This window comes from Roseateles asaccharophilus (genome assembly GCF_031458115.1).
Taxonomy (GTDB): domain Bacteria; phylum Pseudomonadota; class Gammaproteobacteria; order Burkholderiales; family Burkholderiaceae_C; genus Pelomonas; species Pelomonas asaccharophilus_A.
In genome coordinates this window covers 117,503-132,564 of record NZ_JAVDXV010000001.1, presented here as the reverse complement: position 1 = coordinate 132,564, position 15,062 = coordinate 117,503, and the positions used below count along the sequence as shown (strand labels likewise).

Below are 15,062 nucleotides of genomic sequence, written 5' to 3'. Positions count from 1 at the left end.
GCCATGTCTGAAGTCATCGACCTGGAACAACAAGACGCTGCCGCAAAGAAGGCCGCGCATGAGATCAACAAGCTGTCCAAGCGCCTGCACCGCCAGGTGGGCCAGGCCATCACCGACTTCAACATGATCGAAGACGGCGACAAGGTCATGGTCTGCCTGTCCGGCGGCAAGGACAGCTACACGATGCTGGACATCCTGCTGAACCTGCAGCAGCGCGCGCCCATCAAGTTCGAGCTGGTGGCCGTCAACCTCGACCAGAAGCAGCCCGGCTTCCCCGAAGACGTGCTGCCCGAGTACCTGAAGAGCCGCGGCGTGCCCTTCCACATCGAGGAGCAGGACACCTACTCGGTGGTCAAGCGCGTGGTGCCCGAGGGCAAGACCACCTGCGGCCTGTGCTCGCGGCTGCGCCGCGGCATCCTGTACCGCGTGGCCGGCGAACTGGGCTGCACCAAGATCGCGCTGGGCCACCACCGCGACGACATCGTCACGACGCTGTTCCTGAACATGTTCTTCGGCAGCCGCATGAAAGGCATGCCGCCCAAGCTGGTCAGCGACGACGGCAAGAACGTCGTCATCCGCCCGCTGGCCTATGTGAAGGAGCCCGACCTCGTGCGTTGGGCAGAGCACCGCGAGTTCCCCATCATTCCGTGCAACCTGTGCGGCAGCCAGGAGAACCTGCAGCGCGTGCAGGTCAAGGCCATGATCAACGAGTGGGAGAAGCGCTACCCCGGCCGCATCGACAACATCTTCACCGCGATGACCAACATCGTGCCCTCGCACATGATGGACAAGAAGCTGTTCCCGTTCGAGACCATCAAGGCCACCGGCGAGGCGGACGCGGGCGGCGACATCGCCTTCGATGACGACGAGAGCTGCGCCACGCCGGCGCCGGCCTCGGTCATCCGCCTGACGCGCGAAGAGGCCTGACTCGCACTCTTGCCTGCCGGGCACGGCGCGCCATCGAGAGATGGCGCGCCGTTCTTCTTTGCGCCGTCAACCGCCGCCTGTCTCCCGCGTTATGCACGCCCAAAGACTGACATTTGGATGCACCCGCACACACTGCGGCAAACTGTCTGTCTGACGATCATCGGTACCGCCCAATCCAGGAGGCTCGCATGTTCACCCCCAACCGTCGCCTCGTCCTCACCGCCATCGGCGCCGCCTCCGTGCTGGCACTGACCGGCTGTGCCGGCCCCTACACCGTGTCCGCCGACGTATCCAGTTATGGCAACTGGCCCGCCGACCGCAAGCCCGGCACCTACGCGTTCGACCGCCTGCCCTCGCAGCAGCAGAACGATGAGGCCGCCAAGCGCCAGGCCTCGCTGGAGGAAGCCGTCAAGGGCGCGCTGGAGCGCGCCGGCTTCAAGCCCGCCGCCGACGTGAAGACCGCCGACGTGCTGGTCACGCTGGGCGCCCGCGTCACCGCTTACGACCCCGTGCCCTGGGACGACCCGATGTGGTGGCGCTGGCGCGGCCGGCTGTTCTCGCCGCGCTACGGCTACGTCGGCCCCGGTCCCTGGGGCTGGCGCCAGGACCCCTTCTTCGACCGCCGCTACGACCGCGCCGTGGCCGTGCTGCTGCGTGACCGCGCCAGCGGCGAGGCCTTGTACGAGGCCCACTCCAGCAACGAAGGCGCCAACCGAGGCAGCGACGCGCTTCTGATGCCGCTGTTCGACGCCGCGCTGGCCGAGTTCCCCAAGGTCAACCCGAAGTCACACCGCGTCTCGGTACAAGCGGTCAGATAACTCGCGGCAGCGCCCTGCCTGCCCATAATCACGCCTTCGCAAAATAGAAGTCGCAAGGCAGGCATGGCGCTGAACATCGTGATCATGGCGGCGGGCAAGGGCACCCGCATGAAGTCCGCAACGCCCAAGGTGTTGCACAAGCTCGCCGGCCGCTCGCTGCTGGCCCATGTGCTGAAGAGCTGCGAATCCCTGGCTGCCGACGCCCGCATCGCCATCACCGGCCATGGCGCCGAGCAGGTCGAGGCCGCCGTCGCCGCGCCCGGCATCTCCTTCGTGCGCCAGATGCCCCAGCTGGGTACCGGCCACGCCATCCAGCAGGTCGTGCCCAGCCTGGTGGGCGAAGGCACGACGCTGATCCTGAACGGCGACGTGCCGCTCATCGAGACCGTCACCGCCAAGGCCTTGATCGATGCCTGTGCCGGCCACGCGCTGGTGCTGCTGACCGTGGACCTGGTGGATCCCACCGGCTACGGCCGAATCATCCGCAACAAGGACGATGGCGGCGTGCTGGCCATCGTGGAGCACAAGGACGCCACGCCTGCCCAGCGCCTCATCCACGAGGGCTACAGCGGCATGATGGCCGCGCCCACGGCCGCGCTGAAGCGCTGGGTGGGTCAACTCACCAACAACAACGCCCAGGGCGAGTACTACCTGACCGACATCGTCGCGATGGCCGTCGCCGAGGGCCTGCCGGTGCTGGGCATCAAGGCCCACAGCGAGATCGAGGTGCTGGGCGTCAACGACCCGGTGCAGCTGTCGCAGCTGGAGCGCGCCTTCCAGGCCCGCCAGGCTGAAGCCCTGATGCGCGCCGGCCTTCGCCTGGCCGACCCATCCCGCTTCGACCTGCGCGGCACGCTGGTGCACGGCCAGGACTGCGAGATCGACGTGAACTGCGTGTTCGAGGGCGACGTGACGCTGGGCGACGGCGTGCGCGTGGGCGCCAACTGCGTGATCCGCAACGCGAGCATCGCGTCCGGCGTGCGAATCCATGAGTTCACGCACATCGACGGGGAAAAGCCCGGTGGCGCCAGCGTCGGCGAGGGCGCGCTGATCGGCCCCTTCGCCCGCCTGCGCCCCGGCGCGCAGCTCGGCGCCGAGGTGCACATCGGCAACTTCGTGGAAGTCAAGAACTCCACGCTGGCCAAGGGCGCCAAGGCCAACCACCTTGCGTATCTGGGCGACGCCACCGTGGGCGAGCGCGTCAACTACGGCGCCGGCTCCATCACCGCCAACTACGACGGCGCCAACAAGCACCGCACCACCATAGGCGACGACGTGCACGTGGGCTCCAACTGCGTGCTGGTCGCGCCGGTCACGCTGGGCAACGGCGCGACCATAGGCGGCGGATCGACCATCACCAAGGACGTCAACCCGGGCGACCTCGCTGTGGCGCGCGGCAAACAGGCAGCCATCGCCGGCTGGACCCGTCCGGCCAAGAAGCGTTGAATAGACCGGTCGCCGTGACTTAGTTCCGGCGATTGCGTCACGGCGCCCGGGATGAGGGGGCGGCAACCCGCTCCCCGCGCCGTTAGCATGACACCCGTCTCACGACCCGCTGTACCCGCCATGGCCCACGAACTCGACCTTGCTGCGTTCTCGCTCGAAGATGCCGTCCCGGCCGACCTGGGCGCCTTCGAGGTCGTGCAGTCGCAGCGCGAACGCGAAGAGGCCGAGGCCCGCAATCGCGCGCTGGAGCTGAAGGCGCAGGCCTGCGACAACGCCGCCGAGGCCTGCTACTACCTGGCGCGCAGCCTGGGCGCTGCACGCGACCTGCCGCAGGACGGCGAAGCCAGCCTTGAACTGCTGTTCCAGCTGATCGGCGCGCTGGCCGACCTGCCCACCGACATCGCCGCCGCGCCGCTGCCCGAGGTGGTGGGTGGCCGCGACGACGGCATCACCGAGCTGTGTCTGCAACTGGAAGCGGCCCGCGAGGTCACACAAGACGTTCTGGTCGACGCCCAGCTCGCACCAGCACCACACCAGATGTGCCACTGAGGCCCCGCCTCCACACCAAACAAAAAGGCGCCCGAGGGCGCCTTTGCTTTGAGCGGTGAGGAGGCTCAGCTGCCGCTGTTCTGCATCAGCACGCCCACGGTCACCGGCGGCAAGGTCAGCCGGTTGTCCACGCCGCGCACACCCGAGGTGGCGGCCGCCACGACGGTGGCGCGCTCCTTGGTCGGCGCGTCCGGCGCCTGGCCTTCCAGCTTCACGACGCCATGGTCGGTGCTGACCGCGATGGGCACGACGGCCAGCGTCGAGTCGGAAGCCAGCGCCTCACGCACCTTGATCGTGATGCCGGTGTCCTCGGGGTTGGCCACCGGGGGCGTGACCGGCGGCGTCTGCTGCGCCAGCACCGGCGGCTGCACCGGCTGGGCTTCAGTGACCGGCGGCGTCACGACCGGCGCCACGGGTGCGACCGGCGTCGGCTGCAACGTGACCGGCGGCGGTGCGACCTGGGCCAGCGCCTCGGGCGGCGGCGTCAGCGTGCGCGTCACCACCGGTGCGGGTGCCTCGACCTTGGGGGCCTGGGCCAGCTTGGGCGCTTCCGCCGGCTTGGGCGTCTCCACCACCTTGGGTGTGTCCACGGCCTTGGGAGCGGCAGCCACCTGGGTTGCCGGCTCGGCAGGCGCCACAGGCGTGGTCTCCGGGGTCACGGTGCCGGCGGCGGGGGGCGCCTCGGCCAGCAGCGTGTCTTCCGGCGACGACGCGATCACGGCCGGCGGTGTCACTTCACCCACGACGGTCGGCGGCAGGGCCGGTGCCTCATCGGTGGTGAACTGACGCGACATCGTGACGGCCACGCCGATCAGCACGACGCCGGCGCCCACGCCCAGCACCCAGGGCATCGAATTGCTGGAACGGCGAGCCGGATTCGCCCCCGGTGCGGCCATGGCCGGCGAGACGGACGCATGAATGGGCGGCACGGACGCGGCCATGGGCTCGGGCGACACATAACCTATCGGATCGGTCGCGCGGATCTTGGCGCCGGCGGGCCTCGGCATGCGCGGCTTCAGTGGCGTGCCGGCAGGGCGGGCAGCCGGCGCGGAGCCGCTGCTGCGCGTATCGATGTGGTCCAGCCAGCCTTCGGGGTGCACGGATTTCGGAAACTTCATCGGGGCCTCCTGCGTCGCGAACGACGGTTGCGATGAAGTCCATTCTTGGGACGCCGGCGCGGGTCACTTGAAGGCCCAGGCTGCCTCGGCTTGTAGGACAGCGGGCCGCAGGCGTGAGCAGATGTGAGCGCCGTGAGGAGAAGCGCTAGAACCCCATCACTGGCAACGTCTCGTCACGCTGCAGCCAATTACGCGGCGAGTAGCGGCTGGCGCCGTCCGTCACGTGCAACGTGTACGCATGGCGCGACTTGTCCGAACGGTTGGCCGCCGAGTAGTGCGGCAGCAGCCCGTGGAAGACCACCAGTGAGCCCGCCTCCACCTCCAGCGGGATGGCCTCGCGCGAATCGGCCGCGGGCCAGGGCGTGGCGTCGACCCGCTCCATCCAGGCCTTGCGGCCCTCGCGCACGAAGCGCTCGCGCAGCACGCCGCGTGCGCCCTTGTGGCCGCCGGGCTCGGTCCACAGGCAGCCGTTGGCCAGCGTGGCGTCCTCCAGCGCGAACCAGAAGGTCGTCACCGTGATGGGGTCGCTCTCGAAGAAGCTGGCGTCCTGGTGCCAGCGCACCTCGCCGCCAATGCCGGGCTGCTTGAAGATGAACATGCTCTGCCAGACCTGCGGCTTCGCCAGGCCCAGCGCCGCGGCCACGCCACGCAGCGCCTCGCCCTTGGAGAAGGCGCTGAACACCGGGTCCAGGTCGTGCATCGCGTGGCCGATCTTGTTGATGGCCAGTTCCTTGGGCACGCGCAGCCGGCCCTGCGCGTCGAAGGCCTCTTCCTCGAAGAAGCAGCGCACCTGGTCGCCGCTGTCGATGAAGTAGTCATCCACGTGGCGCTGCTGCTCCTCGGTCGTGAATACCGGGCGCTGCTCGCCGGGGTCGAAGGCGTCGACGATCTGCATCGCTCTGCTGCGCAGCGCGGCGATGTCGGCGGCCGGCTTGAAGCCCGGGATGACGAGGTAGCCCTGCTGGGCGTAGAGGTCGGCAGCTATCTTCATGGCGGCGTGGGAAGGACTTGGGCCGATTGTGCGGCCACCCGCCGCGATGCCCCGGTCAGCTCGGGTCCCACACCAGCGCCAACGCCAGCGCCGCCTCGGTGACCGCGCGCCCCACCGGCGTGGCCGGGTCGGGCCGGCGCAGCCGCGGCACGGCGCCGCTGAGGTCCAGGCTGCCCACCACCTGGCCCTGGTAAACCATCTCGTAGCCCACGGCATCGCCCTGGGGCAGCGGGCTGCCCTCGAACAAGTGCACCGAGCGCAGGCCCAGCGTCAGCTCGCCGCGGCGGAAGCTGCCCTCGCGCGCGGCCTTGCCCAGCTTGGAGGTGCTCTCACTGAGCTGCATGCTGGCCTCGGGCCGGCCATTCCAGTCGCAGTTCAGCGTCCACGGCCGCGCGGTGACGCTGACGCCGGCCACACCCACATCGGCCTGGCGCGCCTTGCAGTCGGCGATGCTGTCGCCGGCCAGCGGCGACCACGTGTAGCGCAGCGGCGCGCGGCCCGTCTCCAGCTTGCCGAACAGCGACAGCCGGTCCGCGCCGCGCTCGTAGCGCACGCGCTGGCCGCTCAGCATGAACTCGCCCTGCCGGCCCCAGCCGGGTTGGCCAAAGCTCTCGTCCGCGACGCCGGCCAGCGACGCCGGCTGCGCCATGCGCGCCTCGCGCACCGACGCACAGCCGGTCATCAAAAGGGCCAGGGAAGCAAGAGCGAGCGCGGAGCGGGACATGGCGGGGTGCGGCAGTGAAGGCCAGCGGACTCTAGGCCGCACCACCCCACCAGCGGAAAGTTACCCCGTCCGGCTCGGCAGGGCTCAGCCCGGCTCGGACACCAGCGCCAGCGCGACCGCCGCTTCGGTGACGGCGCGGCCCAGCGGCGTGGCCGGGTCGGGCCGGCGCAGCCGCGGCACCGGGCCGCTGAGGTCCAGGCTGCCCACCACCGTGCCCTGGTGCAACATCTCGTAGCCCACGGCGGCCGGCCGCGGCGAGCTGCTGCCTTCCAGCAGATGGGTCGAGCGCAGGCCCAGCGTCAGGTCGCCGCGCCGGTAGGCGCCTTCGCGCCCCAGCAGGCCGGCGCGCAGCTGGCCTTCGCCGATCTGCAGCATGGCCGCCGGCGCGCTGCCCCATTTGCAGCTCAGCACCCAGGGCTTGCTGTCGGTCTGCTTGCCATTGGCGCTCTGCGCGGGCGTCCAGCCCTCGCAGCGCGCGGCGCTGTCGCCGGCCGTGAAGCTCAGCGGCGCGCTGACGCCAGGGGCCAGCGGCTGGAACAGCGACACCGCGCTGGCGCCGCGCTCGTAGCGCACGCGCTGGCCGCCGAGCGTGAACTCGCCCTGCCGGCCCCAGGCCGGCTTGCCGAAGGTTTCCTGCGCCACGCCCGCCACCGACGGCGCCTGTGCCATGCGCGACTCGCCACCGCGCGCGTCACGCCCGTCTCGCACGGACGCGCAGCCGGCGAGCAGCAGGGTCAATGCCGTGGAAGCGATCAGAGCGTGGCGCATAGGCAGGTGCATGTGTGGTTGTGCAGAGAAGCCCACTCTAGGCCAGCCTCCGGCCGCCAGCTGTTACCCGGCGTTGCTTCCGTTAAACGCAACACCGGCCGTCGCGCAACGCTGCAGCTGATCGCCCCGACCGTGCTGCCGGTCGCGGCCCGGTCGCGTCGCCCCTGTTCCTCAGCGAAGCTGCGAGATCAGCAACTCATCCATCGCCATGCCGAACACCACCGCACGCCTGACACTTGCCGCCCTCGCCTTGCTGGCCGAGGCCTTGCATCTGGGCTGGGAAGCGTGGCACGGCGGCATCGTGACCCACCACCTGATGCAGCGCACGGACCTGCCCGGCATCTCCAACGCCTGGGGCCTGCTGATCCTGCCGGCGCTGGCCGCCTGGGCCGCCGGCCGGCTGCCGCGCACCGCCCGCCCGCGCGACTGGCGGCCCGTGGCGCTGGGCTTCCTGCTGCCACTGCTGCTGGGGGCGGCACTGTCCTTGAGCTTCCAGCTCCAGCTTCAGTCGCTGACCGAGATCGTTTTCTTCGGGCTGCTGCTGCTTGCGGTGCTGCTGCCGGCACACCGCCCGGAAAGCCTGCTGGGCTTTGTGCTGGGCATGAGCTGGACCTTCGGCGCGGTGCTGCCGCTGCTGATCGGCGGCGTCATCGCCGGGTTGTCGTGGGCGCTGCGCAGCGCAGCCCGCCTGGCCTGGCGGGCGGTGAGGCCCGCATGAGCGCGGTGAGCCCTCGCGAGCTGCGCATCGCCGGCCTGTGCTATCTGGCCATCATCGCGCTGGGGTTGTGGACCGAAGTCTTTGTGCGCGGGAGCCTCGTCGTCGCGGGCGATGCCGCCGCCACGGCCCAGCGCATCGCCGCGCGGCCGGAGCTGTGGCGCCTGGGCCTCGCGGCCGATCTGCTGATGCAGTTGCTGGACGTCCCGGTCATCGTCGTGCTGTGGCGGCTGCTGCGCCCGGTCAACGAAACGCTGGCGCTGACCGCCACCGGGTTGAACCTGGTGCAGACCGCCGTGCTGGTGGCCAACCGCGTGCAATTGCTGTCCGCGTTGGACTTGCTGACGGCACCCGCCGTCGGCGCGGCCTTCCTGCCGGGCCAACGCGAGGCGTTGGCACTACTGGCCGTGCAGTTGCACGGCCAGGGTTTCGGCATCGGGCTGATCTTCTTCGGCGCCGCCTGCGTCATCCGCGGTGCGCTGATCGCCCACAGCGGCGTGGCGCCGCGCCTGCTGGGCTGGGGCCTGGTGGCGGCCGGCGCCGCCTATCTGCTGAACAGCTTTGCGCTGCTGCTGGCGCCGGCGTTGGCCAAGCTGCTGTTCCCGGTCGTCATGCTGCCGGTCCTGGTGGGCGAGCTGGCGTTCGCGTTGTGGCTGGCCTTGAGGGCAAGAACACACCACTAACGACTTAACGGCGCTGACTTTTCCCTACAGAATCGGGACATGCCGCGCCGTGCACGTTTCTCGTTCTGCTGGGGTCTGCTCGCAGCGGCGTACCTGCCCGCCATCGCAGGCGGCACGCTGGAAACAAAGGGGTTGGCGCCCTTGTTTCGTCAACAGCCAACGCAGATGGCCGACGTCCGAGCCGCGTACGAACTGTCGGACTCAGCCTTCGCGGAGGCTCGCCTGGGAACGCACTTCACCCACTTGGGTGGCACGCGGATCGGCCCCTATTCCGTGAGGTTGCACCGCCACGAGCGACAGGAACCGCGAGAACGCGAACTGCTGATCTGCACGAAAGTGAGCTACCTGGATCGCCAGGGCCGGGAATTGCTCGGCGACGCAGCCTTTGAAGCCGTACACGTCAAGGAAATTGTCACGACGATGCAGGTGCAAGACATCGGCGCACCACGTCGATGCCTGCCCTGACGCAGAGTGAAAGGCGGCAAGCAGACTTACGGCAGCCACGGCTCGGACGCCGCCTCCGACGCAGCCTCCGCCGGCGGAGCCGGCACGCCGATGCGCGCGATCGCAAGGTCGCCCGCGAACTCCTCGTAGAACCAGTCGTCGCCCACTCTCACGAGCCCCTCGGCGGGCGGTGCGATGGGCGTGCTGGGCTGGCCCTTCAGCGCGACGGCCATCGTGGCGGCCCAGACGGGCAGCGCCAGGCCGCCGCCGCTCTCGCGCTCGCCCAGCGACTTGGGTTGCCGGTAGCCTATCCAGACCGCACCGGCGCGCGCCGCCTGGAAGCCGCAGAACCAGGCATCGATGGCGTCGTTGGTGGTGCCCGTCTTGCCGTACAGGTCCCAGCGCCCCAGCAGGGAACTGGCGCGCGCGCCCGTGCCCTCGCGCGTGACCGCGGCCAGCAACTGCGCGGTCATGAAGGCATTGCGCGGGCTGATGGCCTTGCGCAGCTGGGGCGGATCGGCCTTCCAGATCACCTGGCCCTGCGAGTCCTGCACTCGCTGGATCATCCAGCCCGTGGGCAGCTGGCCTTCGTTGGCGAACACCGCATAGGCCTGCGCCATCTGTAGCGGCGTGACGGCGCCGGTGCCTAAAGCGAGGGTGAGATTCAGCGGCTGCTTGTCCTCGTCCAGCCCGAAGCGGCCCGACCAGGCCCGCACCCGCTGCGGCCCCAGCGACTGCGCCACGCGGATGGTGACCATGTTCTTGGAGCGTGCCAGCGCCTGGCGCAGCGTCAGCGCCTCTTCGTAGGTGCCGTCGTAGTTGCGCGGCGCCCAGTCGCCCTGCACGAAGGGCTCGTCGCTGACCAGCGTGCCGGCCCAGGCGCCCTGGTCCAGCAGCGCCGAGTAGACGAAGGGCTTGAACGCCGAGCCCGGCTGTCGCCAAGCCTGCGTGGCCGAGTTGAACTGGCTGCGCGTGAAGTCGAAGCCGCCCACCAGCGCGCGGATCGCTCCGGTCTGCGGGTCCAGCGTGACGACGGCCCCCTCGGCCTGCGGCGTCTGGCTCAGCTGCCACTGGTCGCCCTTGCCTTCCAGCATGCGCACGACGGCACCGCGCTTGGCGTTCTGCAGTTGCCGCATGGCCTGGCCCTTCAGCGTCACCTTGTGGCCGTCGGCCATCACCAGGTGCGCGGCCGACTTTTCGAGCTGCAGCAGCACGGCGGTGCGCAGCTCGCCCAGGTCGGGATGGGCGTCGAAGGCTTCGTCCAGCGCTTCATCCTGCCCGTCACCCGAGGGCAGTTCCACCTGCGCCTCGGGCCCGCGCCACGGTTGACGGCGCTCCAGTTCGAACAGCGCATGGCGCAGCGCCTCCTGCGCGGCCTCCTGCTCGGCGTAGCGCAGCGTGGTCGTCACCGTGAGGCCGCCGGCGTAGGCCTGGTCCTCGCCGAAGCGGTTGACGATCTCGGCCCGCACCTGCTCCACCGCGTGGTCGGCGATGCCCGACAGCCGCTTGGGGCGGCGGATGTTGAGCGGCTTGTCCTTGGCGGCCTGGGCCTGCTCGGCCGTGATCAGGCCCACCGCCTGCAGCCGGCCCAGCACGACGGCCTGGCGGCGCTTGGCCCGCTCGGGGTAGTTCACGGGGTTGAGCCGGTTGGGATCCTTGGGCAGGCCCACCAGCAGCGCGATCTCGGCCGTGTCCAGCTGGTTCAGCGTCTTGCCGAAATAGCGCTCCGCCGCGGCACCGAAGCCATAGGCCTTGTTGCCCAGCAGGATCTGGTTCATGTAGATCTCGAGGATCTGCTCCTTGGTCAGCGCCCCTTCGATCTTGATGGCCAGCAGCGCCTCGACGATCTTGCGCGTCCAGCGCTGCTGCTTGCTGAGGTAGGTGTCGCGCGCCAGCTGCTGAGTGATGGTGGATGCGCCGTGCAGCGGGCCGCTGTGCGTGAGGTTGCGAAAGAACGCGCGCAGGATGCCGCTGTAGTCGATGCCCGAGTGCTCGTAGAAGCCGGCATCCTCAACCGCCAGCAGCGCGTCGTGCAGCGGCTTGGGGATGTCCTTCAGCGGCACGAAGCGGCGCCGCTCGGCACCGAACTCGCCCAGCAGCTGCCCCTCCTCGCTGAGGATGCGCAGCGGCTGGCGCGGCTGGTAGTCGGTCAGCGTGTCCAGCTCGGGCAGTTGCACCCAGATGAAGGCGGCCACGATGGAGCCCACCAGCAGCAGCACGAAGGGCAGCGCCACGAGCGCGCCCAGCCAGGGCCGAGCGACCAGGGCCTGGAACAGGGACTGCAGACGGGAAGCAACGGCCATCGCACGAAGATCGGGAACCAAGGAGGCGGCAGCTTAATGCCTGTGCCGATCGCAGCGGGTAGGACGCAGCCGTGCGGCAAGTCATGCCCTGCGCGGCACCGTCGGCCGCCGGGCCCGCTTCGTCGGCCGGCATGCCGGCTTCGTCGGGCGGCTGCTGACCTCGGCGCGCAGTCCTCGCACGATGGCGGCATCGCCACGGCCAACCAGGAGCCCGCCATGCCGAAAGCCACTGCCGCCCTCGCCTTCTGCCTTGCCCTCGCGCTGCCGGCCGCCCATGCCCAGCACGCCGCCTGCCCGCAGGCCGGCGAGCAGCTGAGCGAATACCTGGCCAGCGCCAAGCAGCGCATCCGCACCGACGGCGAGGTGCGCGTGGAGTTCGAGGTCGGCGCCGACGGCCGCGCCCAGGCCGTCGCTGTGCAGGGCTCACGCGCCTACCTGAACCCCGTGCGCATCGCGATGGACACGCTGGAGTGCCAGCGCGGCACGCCGCAGCGCTATGTCCTTAACATCCGCTTCGCCGACCCCGTGCCCCGTGCGATGGCCAGCGCCGCATCGGCCACGCTGGCCCAGGTGCAGGTGCCCGACAAGGCCACGCCGCGCTGACCCTCTTCACGCCTGCATGCCGCCATCCGCCCCACCCGACGACGCCACCGCCCTGCTGCGCTGGCGCGCGCTGCTTGCCGCAGCCGCGCTGAGCCTGGCGCTGGCGTTGGCGCTGCTGCTGCCCGGCCTGGTGCGCTGCGCGATGCTGCCGGCGGACGCCGACGAGCACCTGTGCCAAGTGAGCCCGAGCCTCAGCGGCGGACTGCGCCTGGCCGTGCTGCTGTGGGGGCTGTGGCTGGGCGCCGCGCTGATGCAGCACCGGCTGCCGCGCGAGCAGCCTGCGCGCCCCTGGGGGTTGGCCGTGCAGATCGCCGCGCTGACGCTGGTGGCCCTCGCGGTCAACCGCGGGCTGCACGCGATCGGGCCTCTGGACGGCAGCATCACGCCTTACACGCTGCAGATCCTGCTGACCTTCTCCAGCTGCGTCTGCCTGGGGCTGGACTACCGCGAACACGGCCGGCGCCGGGCGGCCGATGCCGACAGCCTGCAGCGCAGCGAACAGGAGCACGCGCGCCAGCTGGACGCCGCGCGGGCCGCGCTGCTGCAGGCCCAGGTGGAGCCGCATTTCCTGTTCAACACGCTGGCCCATCTGCGCCGCCTGGCCCGCACCGACGCGGCCGCCGCGCACGCGATGCTCGTCGACCTGCGCCGCTACCTGGACGCCGCGCTGCCCGGGCTGCGCCAGGCCCAGGTGCCGCTGGCGCGCGAGCTGGAGCTGGTGCGCGCCTTTCTGGCCTTGCACCAGCGCCGCATCGGCGCCGAACGGCTGACGCTGCACTACGACATCGCGCCGGGCCTGGACGACGTGATCGTGCCGTCGACCTGCCTGCTGACGCTGGCCGAGAACGCGATCAAGCATGGCATCGCGCCCCAGGTGTCCGGTGGCGAGATCGCCGTGCGGGCCCGGCCCGATGCCGACGATCCCCGCCTGCTGCGCCTGGAAGTGGCCGACACCGGCGCCGGCATGAGCAGCGGCAGCGGCAGCGGCACCGGCCTGGCCACGCTGCGTGCCCGGCTGGCAGCGCTGAGCCCCGACGCGCGCCTCTCGCTTCACTTGAACCAACCGCACGGCTTGGTGGCACGAGTCCAGATCCCATGGCCATCACCCTGAGACCGGCTGATGCCGGCTGGATGATGCTCGTCGGCGCCGCCACGCTGGTGGCCAACGGCACGCCGCTGAACAACGAGATGAAGGCGGGCGACGCGCTGAACGCGCTGGCCTACAACGTCATCCAGTTCGGCATCCCGGCCGTGCTGCTGCTGCGCCTGGCCGATGCGCTGGTGGACAGCGGCCGGCTGCCAGCAACGCTGGCCTATGTCGGCGTGGTTGGGCTGACGGTGGTGGGCGGCATCTGGGTCATCGCGCCGCAGCTCTACCCACTGCTCGGCAAGGCGGACTGGTGGACCTGGGAAGAGGACTTCGCCCTGGCCGGCAGCACGCTGATCTGGCACGGCCTGGGCGTGGCCGTCTATGCGCAGCTGCGCTTCTCGCGGCGCGCGCAGCAGCGGCTGGCCGCGCTGCAGGACGCCGCCGCGCAACGCGAACGCCAGCTGGCCGCGACGACGCTGCTGGCCCTGCAGGCCCGCGTGGACCCGGCGCTGCTGTCCGAACGCCTGGCCGCCATCGACGCCGAGCTGCTGACCCACCCGGCGCGCGCGCAAGACCGCCTGGCCGCGCTGATCGAGCTGCTGCGCGCGCTGCAGCCGCACGTGGAGGCCCAGGTGTCCACGCTGGCGCGCGAGATCACCGCGCTGCGCGGCTATGCCAGGCTGGTCAGCGCCGATGCACGGCACACCGAACGGCTGCACCTGGCCGGCCTGGACGACCCGCCGGAGCTGCCGCTGGCGCCCATGGTGCTGCTGCCGCTGGTGCGGCCGCTGCTGGACGACGGCACCACGCTATGGAGCCTGTCGTTGCACGAAAGCCCCGGCCGGGCCGAACTGCGCCTGCTGGCGCTGGGGCCCGACCTGACGCTGACGCACCGGGCGGCAGCTCGCGTGCCCACGCCCGAGCTGCAGCAGCGCCTGCAGGCCGTACACGGGCCGGCCGCCTCGCTGACGCTGCTGGCCGAAGATATGCCGCTGTTCAAGCTGACCTGGCCCATCACATGAGACCCCTCGTCCAAGGAGTACCTTGGCCGATCCCCCGAGGGGACGGCGATGCTCGCGGGGCGCGGCCCGGCGCTCGGCCCGAAACTCAACTTTCCTTTTCCACATGACGCGAGTCCTGATCGCCGAAGACGAAGCCCTGCTCGCCGCCGAGATCCGCGAGGAGCTGCTGCGCCAGTGGCCCGAGGCGCAGATCGTGGGCCTGGCGCGCGACGGCCACGAGGCGCTGCGCCTGGTGGAGCAGCTGTCGCCGCAGGTCTGCTTCCTGGACGTGCAGATGCCGGGTCTGTCGGGGCTGGAGGTGGCGCAGCTGATCGGCCGGCGTGCACATGTCGTGTTCATCACCGCGCACGAGCGTTATGCGGTGCAGGCCTTCGACGAGGGCGCCGTGGGTTATCTGCTGAAGCCGCTGGACCCGGTGCGCATGGCGCGCACGCTGCAGCGCCTGAAGGAGCGCCTGCCACAGCAGCCGGCCGACCTGGGCGGCCTGGCCGCGCACGGCCCGCCGGCCGTGGAGCCGCTGCGCTGGATCACCGTACAGCGTGGACGCGAGCTGCAGCTCATCACGGTGGAGGACGTCGCCTACTTCCGCGCCGACCACAAGTACGTGGCCGTCGTCACCGCCGACAGCGAGGCGCTGATCTCGCTGCCGCTGAAGGAACTGGTGCAGCGGCTGGACGGAGAGCACTTCTGGCAAGTGCACCGCTCAACAATAGTCAACGCCCGCGCGATCAAGTCGGTCACGCGCACGCTGAGCGGCAAGCTGGGCATCACGCTGAAGGATCGGCCGGAGACGCTGGAGGTGTCGCCGTCCTACGCACACCGGTTCAAGCAGTTGTAGCCCACCCCTACCGGCTTCGCCGC

General features: G+C 70.4%; 16 protein-coding genes. 11 read left to right on the top strand and 5 right to left on the bottom strand.

The genetic code is table 11. The features are described from left to right. Positions 1-3: 3 nt before the first annotated feature. The 4 genes from ttcA (at position 4) to J2X21_RS00605 (ending at position 3,740) form a co-directional block, all read left to right on the top strand. Complete coding sequence (ttcA, locus tag J2X21_RS00620; RefSeq protein WP_310323611.1) at positions 4-927, top strand: tRNA 2-thiocytidine(32) synthetase TtcA; 924 nt, start codon at positions 4-6, stop codon at positions 925-927. A 188-nt stretch (positions 928-1,115) separates the two neighbouring features. Then, positions 1,116-1,745 (top strand): DUF4136 domain-containing protein, encoded by a 630-nt coding sequence (locus tag J2X21_RS00615; protein ID WP_310323609.1) that lies wholly within the window; start codon positions 1,116-1,118, stop codon positions 1,743-1,745. 63 nt (positions 1,746-1,808) lie between these two features. Continuing rightward, positions 1,809-3,191 (top strand): bifunctional UDP-N-acetylglucosamine diphosphorylase/glucosamine-1-phosphate N-acetyltransferase GlmU, encoded by a 1,383-nt coding sequence (glmU, locus tag J2X21_RS00610; RefSeq protein WP_310323607.1) that lies wholly within the window; start codon positions 1,809-1,811, stop codon positions 3,189-3,191. Between the two features lie 120 nt (positions 3,192-3,311). Next, entirely contained in the window at positions 3,312-3,740 is a 429-nt protein-coding gene (locus J2X21_RS00605) for a hypothetical protein (RefSeq protein ID WP_310323604.1), read from the top strand. A gap of 65 nt (positions 3,741-3,805) precedes the next feature. Here the strand turns inward: J2X21_RS00605 and J2X21_RS00600 are convergent, their stop codons facing one another. The 4 genes from J2X21_RS00600 to J2X21_RS00585 form a co-directional block, all read right to left on the bottom strand. Beyond that, positions 3,806-4,858: a BON domain-containing protein gene (locus J2X21_RS00600; protein WP_310323602.1), complete on the bottom strand. Its 1,053-nt coding sequence runs from the start codon at positions 4,856-4,858 to the stop codon at positions 3,806-3,808. A gap of 145 nt (positions 4,859-5,003) precedes the next feature. Beyond that, positions 5,004-5,849 carry a phytanoyl-CoA dioxygenase family protein gene (locus J2X21_RS00595; RefSeq protein WP_310323600.1) on the bottom strand — a complete coding sequence of 282 codons (846 nt, stop codon included), beginning with the start codon at positions 5,847-5,849 and terminating at the stop codon, positions 5,004-5,006. 55 nt (positions 5,850-5,904) lie between these two features. Beyond that, entirely contained in the window at positions 5,905-6,573 is a 669-nt protein-coding gene (locus J2X21_RS00590; protein ID WP_310323597.1) for a hypothetical protein, read from the bottom strand. An 84-nt stretch (positions 6,574-6,657) separates the two neighbouring features. Next, on the bottom strand, positions 6,658-7,341 hold the full coding sequence (locus tag J2X21_RS00585; protein WP_310323595.1) for a hypothetical protein: 684 nt from the start codon (positions 7,339-7,341) through the stop codon (positions 6,658-6,660). A 208-nt stretch (positions 7,342-7,549) separates the two neighbouring features. Between J2X21_RS00585 and J2X21_RS00580 the strand changes: the two genes are divergently transcribed. From J2X21_RS00580 to J2X21_RS00570, 3 genes are read left to right on the top strand one after another with little or no spacing between them, the layout of a single operon-like run. Beyond that, positions 7,550-8,059, top strand: a complete 510-nt coding sequence (locus tag J2X21_RS00580; protein ID WP_310323593.1) for a hypothetical protein — start codon at positions 7,550-7,552, stop codon at positions 8,057-8,059. After that, positions 8,056-8,739 (top strand): DUF4386 domain-containing protein, encoded by a 684-nt coding sequence (locus tag J2X21_RS00575; RefSeq protein WP_310323591.1) that lies wholly within the window; start codon positions 8,056-8,058, stop codon positions 8,737-8,739. The genes J2X21_RS00580 and J2X21_RS00575 overlap by 4 nt, the downstream gene beginning before the upstream one ends. A 39-nt stretch (positions 8,740-8,778) precedes the next feature. Continuing rightward, positions 8,779-9,204, top strand: a complete 426-nt coding sequence (locus tag J2X21_RS00570; RefSeq protein WP_310323589.1) for a hypothetical protein — start codon at positions 8,779-8,781, stop codon at positions 9,202-9,204. A 26-nt stretch (positions 9,205-9,230) separates the two neighbouring features. Here the strand turns inward: J2X21_RS00570 and J2X21_RS00565 are convergent, their stop codons facing one another. Next, positions 9,231-11,486: a penicillin-binding protein 1A gene (locus J2X21_RS00565; RefSeq protein ID WP_310323586.1), complete on the bottom strand. Its 2,256-nt coding sequence runs from the start codon at positions 11,484-11,486 to the stop codon at positions 9,231-9,233. Positions 11,487-11,702: 216 nt separating this feature from the next. Here J2X21_RS00565 and J2X21_RS00560 point away from each other — a divergent pair, with 216 nt between their 5' ends. The 4 genes from J2X21_RS00560 to J2X21_RS00545 all read left to right on the top strand — a co-directional run bounded on the left by J2X21_RS00560 (position 11,703) and on the right by J2X21_RS00545 (position 15,039). Beyond that, entirely contained in the window at positions 11,703-12,089 is a 387-nt protein-coding gene (locus J2X21_RS00560) for a hypothetical protein (RefSeq protein ID WP_310323585.1), read from the top strand. A 16-nt stretch (positions 12,090-12,105) separates the two neighbouring features. After that, positions 12,106-13,200, top strand: coding sequence for a sensor histidine kinase (locus J2X21_RS00555; protein WP_310323581.1), 1,095 nt, complete (start codon positions 12,106-12,108; stop codon positions 13,198-13,200). Continuing rightward, positions 13,185-14,201, top strand: a complete 1,017-nt coding sequence (locus J2X21_RS00550) for a LytS family sensor histidine kinase (protein ID WP_310323578.1) — start codon at positions 13,185-13,187, stop codon at positions 14,199-14,201. The genes J2X21_RS00555 and J2X21_RS00550 overlap by 16 nt, the downstream gene beginning before the upstream one ends. A gap of 103 nt (positions 14,202-14,304) precedes the next feature. Further along, a complete protein-coding gene (locus J2X21_RS00545) occupies positions 14,305-15,039 on the top strand; it encodes a LytR/AlgR family response regulator transcription factor (RefSeq protein WP_310323576.1) in 735 nt (244 codons plus the stop codon). The last annotated feature ends 23 nt before the right edge of the window (positions 15,040-15,062 follow it).

Excerpts from the sequence above, each read along its gene's own strand:
- J2X21_RS00550 (WP_310323578.1), top strand. The coding sequence starts at position 13,185 with ATGGCCATCACCCTGAGACCGGCTGATGCCGGCTGGATGATGCTCGTC.
- J2X21_RS00595 (WP_310323600.1), bottom strand. The coding sequence starts at position 5,849 with ATGAAGATAGCTGCCGACCTCTACGCCCAGCAGGGCTACCTCGTCATC.
- J2X21_RS00545 (WP_310323576.1), top strand. The coding sequence starts at position 14,305 with ATGACGCGAGTCCTGATCGCCGAAGACGAAGCCCTGCTCGCCGCCGAG.
- J2X21_RS00585 (WP_310323595.1), bottom strand. The coding sequence starts at position 7,341 with ATGCGCCACGCTCTGATCGCTTCCACGGCATTGACCCTGCTGCTCGCC.
- J2X21_RS00600 (WP_310323602.1), bottom strand. The coding sequence starts at position 4,858 with ATGAAGTTTCCGAAATCCGTGCACCCCGAAGGCTGGCTGGACCACATC.
- J2X21_RS00615 (WP_310323609.1), top strand. The coding sequence starts at position 1,116 with ATGTTCACCCCCAACCGTCGCCTCGTCCTCACCGCCATCGGCGCCGCC.
- J2X21_RS00590 (WP_310323597.1), bottom strand. The coding sequence starts at position 6,573 with ATGTCCCGCTCCGCGCTCGCTCTTGCTTCCCTGGCCCTTTTGATGACC.
- J2X21_RS00605 (WP_310323604.1), top strand. The coding sequence starts at position 3,312 with ATGGCCCACGAACTCGACCTTGCTGCGTTCTCGCTCGAAGATGCCGTC.
- J2X21_RS00575 (WP_310323591.1), top strand. The coding sequence starts at position 8,056 with ATGAGCGCGGTGAGCCCTCGCGAGCTGCGCATCGCCGGCCTGTGCTAT.
- glmU (WP_310323607.1), top strand. The coding sequence starts at position 1,809 with ATGGCGCTGAACATCGTGATCATGGCGGCGGGCAAGGGCACCCGCATG.
- J2X21_RS00570 (WP_310323589.1), top strand. The coding sequence starts at position 8,779 with ATGCCGCGCCGTGCACGTTTCTCGTTCTGCTGGGGTCTGCTCGCAGCG.
- J2X21_RS00580 (WP_310323593.1), top strand. The coding sequence starts at position 7,550 with ATGCCGAACACCACCGCACGCCTGACACTTGCCGCCCTCGCCTTGCTG.
- J2X21_RS00555 (WP_310323581.1), top strand. The coding sequence starts at position 12,106 with ATGCCGCCATCCGCCCCACCCGACGACGCCACCGCCCTGCTGCGCTGG.
- J2X21_RS00565 (WP_310323586.1), bottom strand. The coding sequence starts at position 11,486 with ATGGCCGTTGCTTCCCGTCTGCAGTCCCTGTTCCAGGCCCTGGTCGCT.
- ttcA (WP_310323611.1), top strand. The coding sequence starts at position 4 with ATGTCTGAAGTCATCGACCTGGAACAACAAGACGCTGCCGCAAAGAAG.
- J2X21_RS00560 (WP_310323585.1), top strand. The coding sequence starts at position 11,703 with ATGCCGAAAGCCACTGCCGCCCTCGCCTTCTGCCTTGCCCTCGCGCTG.